Source organism: Synechococcus sp. R6-10 (assembly GCF_047461815.1).
Lineage (GTDB): Bacteria > Cyanobacteriota > Cyanobacteriia > Thermostichales > Thermostichaceae > Thermostichus.
Genome location: NZ_JANSHW010000084.1, coordinates 1 through 9,200, shown reverse-complemented (window position 1 = coordinate 9,200; position 9,200 = coordinate 1). Strand labels below are relative to the sequence as shown.

The 9,200-nt window shown below is 57.9% G+C and carries 11 protein-coding genes; 4 read left to right on the top strand and 7 right to left on the bottom strand.

Translation table 11 applies throughout. The annotated features are described in order from the left end of the window. The 4 genes from NW837_RS02880 to glpX all read right to left on the bottom strand — a co-directional run. Positions 1-1,438 (bottom strand): GTP-binding protein (locus tag NW837_RS02880; RefSeq protein WP_414329179.1); only part of this gene is annotated, 1,438 nt, incomplete at its 3' end. 168 nt (positions 1,439-1,606) lie between these two features. Further along, positions 1,607-1,714, bottom strand: a complete 108-nt coding sequence (psb30, locus tag NW837_RS02875) for a photosystem II reaction center protein Ycf12/Psb30 (RefSeq protein ID WP_011433833.1) — start codon at positions 1,712-1,714, stop codon at positions 1,607-1,609. 107 nt (positions 1,715-1,821) lie between these two features. Next, positions 1,822-3,117, bottom strand: coding sequence for a glutamyl-tRNA reductase (locus NW837_RS02870; RefSeq protein WP_414329178.1), 1,296 nt, complete (start codon positions 3,115-3,117; stop codon positions 1,822-1,824). A 326-nt stretch (positions 3,118-3,443) separates the two neighbouring features. After that, on the bottom strand, positions 3,444-4,487 hold the full coding sequence (glpX, locus tag NW837_RS02865) for a class II fructose-bisphosphatase (RefSeq protein WP_011433831.1): 1,044 nt from the start codon (positions 4,485-4,487) through the stop codon (positions 3,444-3,446). A gap of 258 nt (positions 4,488-4,745) precedes the next feature. Between glpX and NW837_RS02860 the strand changes: the two genes are divergently transcribed. Next, positions 4,746-5,021 carry a DUF1830 domain-containing protein gene (locus tag NW837_RS02860; RefSeq protein WP_414329177.1) on the top strand — a complete coding sequence of 92 codons (276 nt, stop codon included), beginning with the start codon at positions 4,746-4,748 and terminating at the stop codon, positions 5,019-5,021. 73 nt (positions 5,022-5,094) lie between these two features. Here NW837_RS02860 and NW837_RS02855 read toward each other — a convergent pair whose 3' ends face one another. Beyond that, complete coding sequence (locus NW837_RS02855) at positions 5,095-5,361, bottom strand: hypothetical protein (RefSeq protein WP_414329176.1); 267 nt, start codon at positions 5,359-5,361, stop codon at positions 5,095-5,097. Positions 5,362-5,521: 160 nt separating this feature from the next. Between NW837_RS02855 and NW837_RS02850 the strand changes: the two genes are divergently transcribed. After that, positions 5,522-6,130 (top strand): peroxiredoxin, encoded by a 609-nt coding sequence (locus NW837_RS02850; RefSeq protein WP_011433828.1) that lies wholly within the window; start codon positions 5,522-5,524, stop codon positions 6,128-6,130. Between the two features lie 167 nt (positions 6,131-6,297). Here the strand turns inward: NW837_RS02850 and NW837_RS02845 are convergent, their stop codons facing one another. Continuing rightward, the gene (locus NW837_RS02845) at positions 6,298-6,732 is read right to left on the bottom strand and encodes a photosystem I reaction center subunit II PsaD (protein WP_369791755.1); all 435 of its coding nucleotides are present in this window, start codon (positions 6,730-6,732) and stop codon (positions 6,298-6,300) included. A 234-nt stretch (positions 6,733-6,966) separates the two neighbouring features. Between NW837_RS02845 and NW837_RS02840 the strand changes: the two genes are divergently transcribed. Together NW837_RS02840 and NW837_RS02835 are read left to right on the top strand one after the other, a co-directional pair. Continuing rightward, on the top strand, positions 6,967-7,830 hold the full coding sequence (locus NW837_RS02840) for an arginase family protein (protein WP_414329175.1): 864 nt from the start codon (positions 6,967-6,969) through the stop codon (positions 7,828-7,830). Positions 7,831-7,871: 41 nt separating this feature from the next. Further along, complete coding sequence (locus NW837_RS02835) at positions 7,872-8,519, top strand: class I SAM-dependent methyltransferase (protein WP_414329174.1); 648 nt, start codon at positions 7,872-7,874, stop codon at positions 8,517-8,519. A 42-nt stretch (positions 8,520-8,561) separates the two neighbouring features. Here NW837_RS02835 and NW837_RS02830 read toward each other — a convergent pair whose 3' ends face one another. After that, on the bottom strand, positions 8,562-9,077 hold the full coding sequence (locus NW837_RS02830; protein WP_011433824.1) for a TIGR02652 family protein: 516 nt from the start codon (positions 9,075-9,077) through the stop codon (positions 8,562-8,564). Between the last annotated feature and the right edge of the window lie 123 nt (positions 9,078-9,200).

Here is a 9,200-nt window from a genome sequence, read left to right as displayed (position 1 = left end):
CCAAAAAGCTGTGGCTCATGATCCCCTCGCCGCGGGTGATGCGGATAAACTCCCCCCGAAAGCCGATCAGCCCTCGCGCCGGAATGACAAACTCCAGCTGAGCCCGACCATCGGATCCCACCATCATGTTCTGCATTTCTCCCCGCCGTTGCCCCAGCCGCTCGATGCAGGCCCCCACCGTCGCTTCCGGCACATCCAGCACCAAACACTCATAGGGCTCATAGGGCTGGCCGTTGACCTCGCGGAAAATTACCTTCGGTTGCCCCACCTGAAACTCATAGCCTTCCCGCCGCATGGTTTCTAGCAGGATGCCCAGGTGCAGCTCGCCTCGCCCCGACACCAAAAAGCGATCCGGCGAGTCGGTTTCTTCCACCCGCAGCGCCACGTTGGTTTCCAACTCCCGCATCAGGCGCTCCCGCAGTTGCCGCGAAGTTACAAAAGTACCCTCTTGCCCGGCGAAGGGGGAGTCGTTGACGCAGATCATCACCTGCAATGTGGGCTCGTCCACTTTGATGAGCGGCAGAGCCTGGGGATTTTCGGGAGAGGTGAGGGTGTGGCCGATGTTGGCCTCGGCAAACCCCGCCACGGCGACAATGTGGCCGGCGGTGGCTTCCGTCAGCTCGATGCGCTGCAGCCCCTGAAAGCCGAACAGCTTGGTTACTTTGCCTTTGGCGATGGATCCATCCTCTTTCACCACTGCCAATGGATCCCCCAGGCGGATGGTGCCGTTGTGGATCTTGCCGATCACAATCCGGCCCAGGTATTCCGAATACTCCAGCGTGGTGACCTGCAGCTGCAGGGGCTTGCCGGGATCCCCAATGGGAGGTGGGACATGCTTGAGAATGGCCTCGAAAAGAGGCTTCATATCCAGGGATCCGCTGTACTTCCCTTCCAGAAAGTCTTTGAGATGGGCTTCTTCCAGGGCAAAGCCGCGCAACCCAGAGGCAAATAGATAGGGGAAGTCGCACTGGTCTTCGTCTGCCCCCAGCTCCAAGAACAAATCCAGCACCTTGTCGACGGCTTTGTAGGGCTCGGCGCGAGGCCGATCAATCTTGTTGACCACCACAATTGGGCGCAGGCCCTTCTCCAAGGCTTTGCGCAGCACAAAGCGGGTTTGCGGCATCGGGCCTTCGTTGGCATCCACGATCAACAAGCAGCCCTCCACCATCCCCAGCACCCGCTCCACCTCGCCCCCGAAATCGGCGTGGCCAGGGGTGTCGACGATGTTGATCAAGGTTTCGCCGTAGCGGACGGCTGTGTTTTTGGCCAAGATGGTAATGCCCCGCTCCCGCTCCAGCGTGTTGGAGTCCATCACACAGGTGGGAATGTCTTCCCCCTCCCGAAAGATGCCCGCCTGGCGTAACAGGGCATCCACAAGGGTAGTTTTGCCGTGGTCGACGTGGGCGATGATGGCAACGTTGCGGATGGGGAGTGACATATTAACCATTGACCAGCAGGATGTCGCCCTACAAGCAGGAGTGCCCTAGGGATTTCTTTACAACTCTAACGCAAAGGAGCGTTACGTTGCTAAACACTCCTGGCTTTGGGCTTAGCCCCAGCACTCCCAAAGGGTTATCCCGACTGCCTCAATATCCAGAGGGATCCCCTACATATCGGCGCCGCGCAGATAGAGCAGCAGGATGACCGCCGGGCCTGCCAAGACAATCAAGGCCAGCAGGGCCAACTGCACAAAAACTTCGTATTGTCCGAACATAATCCCAGATCCTGTGGCTTACGCTTTGTATCCTAAGGGGTGCCCTCCACCCCAGATGGGAGAGCTGTTACAATTCTTCAAGTCATGCACTCTTCGCCAAGGGATCCCTAGCGCTCCTGCTGGGCTTGAAACACCACCGGATCCAGGTTGAACAGTTCCTGCAAGATCCGCATGGCTGCCCGCCGCGCCTCAATATCCCGTTTGGCCCGCAGTTGCACCATCGGGTCGTGCAGGATCTTGTTGACGATGCCGCGGGTCAAGGCGTCGATCACCTCCAGATGCTTTTCGGCGAAGTCTTTGCCCAGGCGGGAGAGGGCTTTTTCCATTTCCTGTTCGCGGATAGACTCCACCTTGTGGCGCAGGCTGGAAATGGTGGGCACCGTCTCCAGAGAACGCCACCACTCCATAAATTGATCCACCTCCTCTTCCACTAGGGCCTCGGCAGCCAGAGCCAGCTTTTGCCGTTGGGCGCGGTTTTCTTCCACGATGCGGGAGAGGTGATCCACATTGAACACCTGTACCCCCTTCAGCTTTTCCACATCGGGATCGATGTTGCGGGGCACAGAGATATCCACCAACAACAGCGGCTGATCCGGCTGCAGCACCCCTGCCAGTTGCTGGTAGTTCAGGATCGGCTGGGTGGCACCGGTGCTGGTGAAGACCAAGTTGGACTCGGCCACGCTGCTCAGCAGCGACTCCCAGGGCAACACCTGGATCGGCTGCTCGAATTGCTTGGCCAGGGCTTCGGCCCGCTCCAGGGAGCGGTTGACCACCGTGATATCGACTGCCCCTTTGGCCAACAGGTGCTGCACCAACAGACGGGCCATTCTCCCCGCCCCCACCACGGTAACTTTGCCCTGAGAGAGGGATCCCTGCTCTTGCAGAGCCAACTCCACCGCTGCCGAGCTGATGGACATGGCGCCGGTGCCGATCTCCGTTTCGGTACGGACGCGCTTGCCGGCGGTAATGGCTGCCTTAAAAAGGCGATTGAGGATGCGATCCATGCCGTTGCAGGCTTGGCCCAGTTGCTGGGCTTTTTTCACCTGCGAGAGGATCTGCCCTTCTCCCAGCACCAAGCTATCTAGCCCGGCAGCCACCCGCATCAGGTGGGTTACCGCATCCTGGTAAAGAAGGGTAAACAGGTGCGGACGCAGTTGGGGCAAGGGGATCCCTTTCAGCTCAGCCAAGAACTGCATCGTCTGCCGTACACCACTCTCCATTTCTGAGGTGACGATGTAGACCTCCAGCCGGTTACAGGTGCTGAGGATCGCAGCCTCCTCAATGTGGGGGTGGGTGCGAAGCTGCTGGATCGTCTCTCCCACCTCCGCCTCCGCGATGCTGAGGCGCTCCCGAATCTCTACGGGAGCTGTGCGATGGCTAAGACCGACAACCGCGATAAACATGCCTCTCCGTCGTCTGTGCAGCAACAGCAAAAGTTATTAAAAACAAAAACTCTGAACAAAAGCAAATATTGTTCCAGAGAGAAAGCAAGAGCTGTGACCGATACGAGGGGATCCCTTGACTCGGTTCCAGCAAGCTTAGGTAACTTTTCTCAGCCTACCTAAACCCTAAAACCAGTATCGAACCGGTTTTGCCGGATTTTGCTGAAGAGTTATTACGTTTTCACGGGTTGGGGCTTGATAGATTTCGTAACTTTCCCAAAAAGGCAAGGGCGACCTCCAGCAGGGGAAAGCCGCCCCGATCTGCAAGGATGTTAGATAGGGATCCCTTAGCGCAGTTGCAGTCCGCGGGGCTGCTGGCCATCTTTCATGTGGATGGTATCCACAAAGCGCACCGTGCGGGATTGGCTGGAAATCACCAAGGTCTCGGTGCGGGCCCCACCCCCGAAGAAGCGCACCCCGCGCATCAAGTCGCCATCGGTGATCCCGGTGGCAGCAAAGAGGACTTCCTTGCCACTGGCCAGCTCCTCACACTCCCACACCTTGTCGGGATCCTCAATGCCTTTTTCTTTGAGTTCCCGTCGCGTTTCCTCCACGGGTGGCAAGTAGGTGCCTGCCTGAACCACCTCGGGATCGTAGATCAGCCGACCTTGGAAGTGGGCGCCCAAGCACCGCAGAGCGGCTGCCGAGATCACTCCCTCAGGAGCAGCCCCGATCCCCATCAGGGCATGAATGCCGGTGCCATTGAAGCCTGCCGAGAGAGCCGCCGAGATGTCGCCATCGGTAATCAGCTTCACCCGCGCCCCCGCCTCTCGAATTTGGCGAATCAGATCGAGGTGGCGCTTGCGATCCATGACCACCACCGTCAGATCGGAGATCTCCCGATCCAGGCTTTCGGCGATGATCTTGAGATTTTTCTCTGGCGGATAGTCGATGTGCACCTTGCCCTTGGCCTGGGGCGGAGCCGCCAGCTTTTGCATGTAGATGTCCGGGGCGTGGAGAAGGCCGCCTTTCTCGGAGATGGCCAGCACCGCCATAGAGCCGTTTTGGCCTTTGGCCACTAGGTTGGTGCCCTCGCAGGGATCCACAGCGATGTCGATCTCCACCAGCTCTTCCACACGGCAGAACTGCTCAGCATCCGGGCGGGTACAGATGCCCACTTCTTCGCCGATGTAGAGCATGGGGGCCTCATCGCGGGTTCCTTCCCCGATGACGATGCGACCGCGCATAGGGATCTGGTTGAGTTTCTCCCGCATGGCCTCTACAGCCACCTGGTCGGCGGTCTTGTTGTCCCCTTTGCCCATCCAGCGGGCGGCGGCAATGGCAGCCTGCTCCACGACTTCGATGATCTCTAGCCCCAACTTGTTGTCCACGATGTGCCCCCTTGCTGATCTCGGAATGGTGAAGGCCAACTTAAGGATATCTTCAGACTCTTCCCCTCAGTTTACCAGGGCAGGCTTCTCCTCGGGATCCCATTCTCTCAACCCCAATAAGCTGAGAGAACAAATTTCCCAAAGCCAGTCAGGAAGAGCGATCCCCGTCTTGGCGGCTTACTATTGCCGCTTGGGGATCAGGGATGGTAGCCTATTTTAAGGGCAATAAGTTTTTCTTAACACCATTAAAAAAACGCAATGAAAAGATACGCTTTTGTCAACCGTTCCGGACAGGTTCAGGTGATCCGAACGATCCCCGGCCACTGGGAGCGCACCCTCTTCCCCGGCCAGCAGGCGATCTTTGAGGCGGAGCCGGACGACTATCTGGAAGTTTACAGTTGCTGCTGCTCCACCACCATCCTGGAAGAGCGCCGCCCCTGTCGCCATCTGGTGGATTCTTCCTCGCCTGAGGTTGATCTCTACCTATGGTCATCTTCGCAACGGGGAACTCTGGCGGATGCGTTGAACGGTTGACACGCTCCACCGGCTTGCTTCCACGCGGCAGTAGAAGGTGTCTTGGCAAGAGGACTCGGCTTGCCCAAGATAACTAGGTTGGGGATCGCTTCTCCTGAGGCCGATCCCCGGATTTTTCAGAGGGCGGACGCGGCTCTGGAGAAGGGGCATCGGGGGGACGGGTCAGGCAACTGCCCCGCGCAGCATTGCGAAAGGTATCGATGCGCTCCACACAATTTTGATGGCCGCAATAGGGGCAATACAGGCGATCCCCAGGTTGGGGCTCCACATCGGCCTGGCTCCACCACCGCCGACAGCGGTCACAACAGAAGTGATAGAGGAACTCCAGCGCCACTCTCATGGGATCCCTTGCAAAGCCGAACCGATCAGCATGGAAAAATGGGGATTATCCGGATCCCAGCAGTTGGGATCCGTCGCTATCTATTTAAGGCAGAGTCATTATGAGTATGGTATGTTAGGTTTGGTTTACATTTGCACTTTACCGCAAGGAGCGTTGATTTATGTCTCAGGAAGGATGCCTGCGAGTGGGGCAGCCCGCTCCCGATTTTTCGGCCACCGCCGTCTATGACATGGAATTCAAGACGGTGAAGCTCTCCGACTACCGGGGTAAGAAGTATGTGGTGTTGTTCTTCTACCCCTTGGACTTCACCTTTGTCTGCCCAACGGAGATCACGGCCTTCAGCGACCGCTATGACGACTTTGCCAAGCTGGATACCGAGATCCTGGGTGTTTCAGTGGATAGCGAATACTCTCACCTGGCCTGGATTCAAACCGACCGCAAGGCTGGAGGGGTGGGTGAGCTGAGGTATCCTCTGGTCTCTGACCTGAAAAAGGAGATCAGCGCTGCCTACAATGTCCTGGATCCGGAAGCGGGTGTGGCGCTGCGCGGCCTGTTCATCATCGACAAAGAAGGGATCATCCAGCACGCCACCATTAACAACCTGGCCTTTGGCCGTAGTGTGGATGAAACCTTGCGCACCCTGCAAGCCATCCAATACGTGCAATCTCACCCCGATGAAGTTTGCCCGGCCAACTGGCAGCCCGGCCAGAAAACCATGCACCCCGACCCAGTGAAATCCAAGGAGTTCTTCGCGGCGATTGCCAAGTAGGTTGGCCCCTGGGATCCCTGGCTACATATAGGAGATCCCCAGCGCTTCCGGGCGTAGCTTCAGCTCAAGGTGGGCTGGAGCTTTTTTGTCGAAAACAGGCAAGCAAAAGATCCCCCGACCTTGCTAGGGGATCCTGAAACCCAGTAGGGAGCGAAGCTGTGGGGAGTTCAATCCCAGGGTTTCCCGCCGGTGAACTTGTAGGTAATCGGCTCTTTGTTTTTGCCGATGTTGCGATCCACTTTGCCGACGGGCTCACGGCCTTCGTTGACCTTCTCGGGAAAGACGCCGTCTTTGGGATGCACCAACACAGGCTCCCCCCCCGCGGGAATGCGGAAGATCTGGTAGTCGTTGATCTTGTAGTCGGATCTCAACTGGGCACCCAGCGCCAAACACTGCTCTTTGCGGGCAAAGGTGAGAAAGTTTTTGCCTTCCACCATTTCGGCAGCGCCGCCGGTGGGCATTTCAAACACCTGCCCCGGCTTGCCCGTCCAGGTGATGACGTATTTTTCTTCGGTTTCGGCTGCGCTCAACAGCCCCCCGGTGGATCCCCCAAATAGAGGCAGCTTTGCTCCCTGACGAGGATCGCCTTCCATCACAGCCATAGTCTACCTTTCTCAACTCGTTGTGGTTTGCGGTGGTTTGCCTTGTCCAAACCGCGGTTTGCGGCGCGAAGCACTTTGAATCTACCACTGACTCGATTTTTGGCCCCAGTTCCGCCTGGGAACTGTAATCTTTCGTAGCAGACTGGCTGGCCCTCAGACGGATCCCTGGGCGCCCTGTAGGCCACCATAGAACAAGCCGGAGACCCACAGCTTTCTGGAAAAGGAACAGCGCCCATGGCCCAGTGGTCCCTCCATCCCAGCTCGCAATCCAACGCTAGGGTCATTCTCATTCCCACCGCCTTTGGCCACGATACTCAGGCTCCGATGGCCATTCTCAATGCCGGTTCGGAGCTGTGTGCCTTCGAGCCGAGGTTGGGGATCGATGTGGATAGGCTGGCGGTGGCGCAGTTGCCGGGGCTGGTGGATGAGCCTCCCTACGGCATGTGTGAGGCGGCGGTGACTCAAGCTTGGAGACGACAACAATGGCCGGTGCTGTTGCCTTCGGTCTTGGCCGCCAGTTGGGGGGCCATTCGTGCCCTCTGGAAGCACTACCCAACTCTGAGTGTGGTGCATTGCAGCGCTCATGCCAATCTGATGCCGCCGCCGGAGATGAGCCAGCCGGATCAAGATACGAGCTATGGCAGTGCTGCCTGGGTGGAGTTGCTCTATCAGCACAAGCTGCCGGTGATCCATGTGGGATTGCGCAGCGGCAGTGCGCGGGCCTACGCATGGCTGAAAGCCCACCACAGCCCAATATTCTGGGCCCAAGATGGCTGGGATCCCCAGCAGGTGGTGGCCTCTTTGCCGGATCAACCGGTGTTTTTGGTGGTGGACTGCAGTGTGCTGGATCCTTCCTTAGCGCCCGCCGTGCATCACCCAGAGCCAGGGGGGGTGAGTTGGTTGCAACTGTTGCAGACCTGTGAGGCCATCTTTGCTGCTCGTCCTGTGGTTGGCCTTTCGCTGGGAGGGGTGGCGGTGGGATCCGCAACACGGCAAACTGCTCGCGTGGTGGCCCGCCTGCTCAATTGGTTGCTGGCCTGCTATGCCCTTCACTCCCTGAAGGTGACTGCTCAACCGCAACCTGTCCAGACGGTTTAAGCTGCTCAAAGATGAATGCCTGAATATCTGGGAATGGTTGCATGAACCTCTATCGCCGAGTGATCTTCCCGCAACTGTTGGATCTGGCCCTCTCGGGGGAACGGATAGAGCGCTATCGGCGACAGCTTCTGGCCCATGTGCAGGGATCCGTTCTGGAGATTGGTTTTGGCACCGGCCTCAACCTACCCTGCTACCCAGAGCACATTCGCAAGATCACAGGGGTAGACCCCAATCCCGGCATGGGATCCCTGGCTCGTCGGCGCATTGCATCTTCTCCCATCGCCGTTGATTGGCAGGTGGCGGATGCCCAGAAACTGCCTTTTCCAAGCCAGAGTTTTGATAGCGTGGTCAGCACCTGGACATTGTGCAGCATTCCCAATGTGGCCAAGGCTTTAGGGGAAATCCGGCGGGTGTTGCGAGCGGGGGGCAAGCTGTTTTTTCTCGAACACGGCCTCAGTGAGGATCCCCAGGTGCAAAGATGGCAAAATTGTCTTAACCCTATACAAAAGGTAATCGCAGATGGCTGCAACCTCAACCGAGATATGGCCCGGTTGATCCGAGAAGCGGGGTTTCGGTTTGAGCAACTGGAGCGGTTTTATATGGCCGACCAGCCCAAGTTTATCGGCTACACCTATCAAGGCATAGCACTCCCTGACCCGGAAGGAAGCTGCGGATCCCAGGGGGCTTGAGCAGCCACCGATTCTTCAATGGCTCTCTACCTGTTCGCCTTTCTAATCACACAGTTGCAGACGGGATTGCGGCTGCCGCATGGCCGGGTCGATCTCGTAGGTCAGCTCAAAGTTGATCACCCGCCAGCGCTGAGGGGATCCACCCCTATCCTCTGGGATTTGGGAGCTGAAGCTGACGGGCAAGCCATAGAGGCGAGGTGGGCCAGGACGACGGTGGGATCCCTGCTCCAGATAAGGGGTGAGCAGCTGGCGGTAGCGCTCGGCCACGATCACCTGAGTGGCTCGCATTCCTTGCATGCGCAGCCGATCCAATTCTTCATGAATCTCAAAACGGATCCCATCGGCGTGGGTGTGCTGACGAAACCAGCGACCTTCCCAAAAGCGCCAGCGCCGTCCGGATTGCAGGTGTACCAGCTCCTCTTGTTCAGCATCCGCCTCAAATGCACCATGGCGAGGGCAGAGGTAGGTATCGGTCAGGGTGAGGGCCGCAATCGTTTGCCGACAGTGGGGGCACTGAATGCTGGGGCCGAAGATCGGGTAGGAAAAGGCAACAGTCATAGGAAACCCCACAAAACGCGGCTGGATATCTGGGCAAATCCGCAGTTGTCCACATTATAGATGTTGCCTTTTGGGGATCCCCATGACAAAACCGGAGGAGATCTTCTAAATTAGGAGGTAGGG

Excerpts from the sequence above, each read along its gene's own strand:
- psb30 (WP_011433833.1), bottom strand. The coding sequence starts at position 1,714 with ATGTTCGGACAATACGAAGTTTTTGTGCAGTTGGCCCTGCTGGCCTTG.
- NW837_RS02870 (WP_414329178.1), bottom strand. The coding sequence starts at position 3,117 with ATGTTTATCGCGGTTGTCGGTCTTAGCCATCGCACAGCTCCCGTAGAG.
- NW837_RS02860 (WP_414329177.1), top strand. The coding sequence starts at position 4,746 with ATGAAAAGATACGCTTTTGTCAACCGTTCCGGACAGGTTCAGGTGATC.
- NW837_RS02855 (WP_414329176.1), bottom strand. The coding sequence starts at position 5,361 with ATGAGAGTGGCGCTGGAGTTCCTCTATCACTTCTGTTGTGACCGCTGT.
- NW837_RS02850 (WP_011433828.1), top strand. The coding sequence starts at position 5,522 with ATGTCTCAGGAAGGATGCCTGCGAGTGGGGCAGCCCGCTCCCGATTTT.
- NW837_RS02845 (WP_369791755.1), bottom strand. The coding sequence starts at position 6,732 with ATGGCTGTGATGGAAGGCGATCCTCGTCAGGGAGCAAAGCTGCCTCTA.
- NW837_RS02840 (WP_414329175.1), top strand. The coding sequence starts at position 6,967 with ATGGCCCAGTGGTCCCTCCATCCCAGCTCGCAATCCAACGCTAGGGTC.
- NW837_RS02835 (WP_414329174.1), top strand. The coding sequence starts at position 7,872 with ATGAACCTCTATCGCCGAGTGATCTTCCCGCAACTGTTGGATCTGGCC.
- NW837_RS02830 (WP_011433824.1), bottom strand. The coding sequence starts at position 9,077 with ATGACTGTTGCCTTTTCCTACCCGATCTTCGGCCCCAGCATTCAGTGC.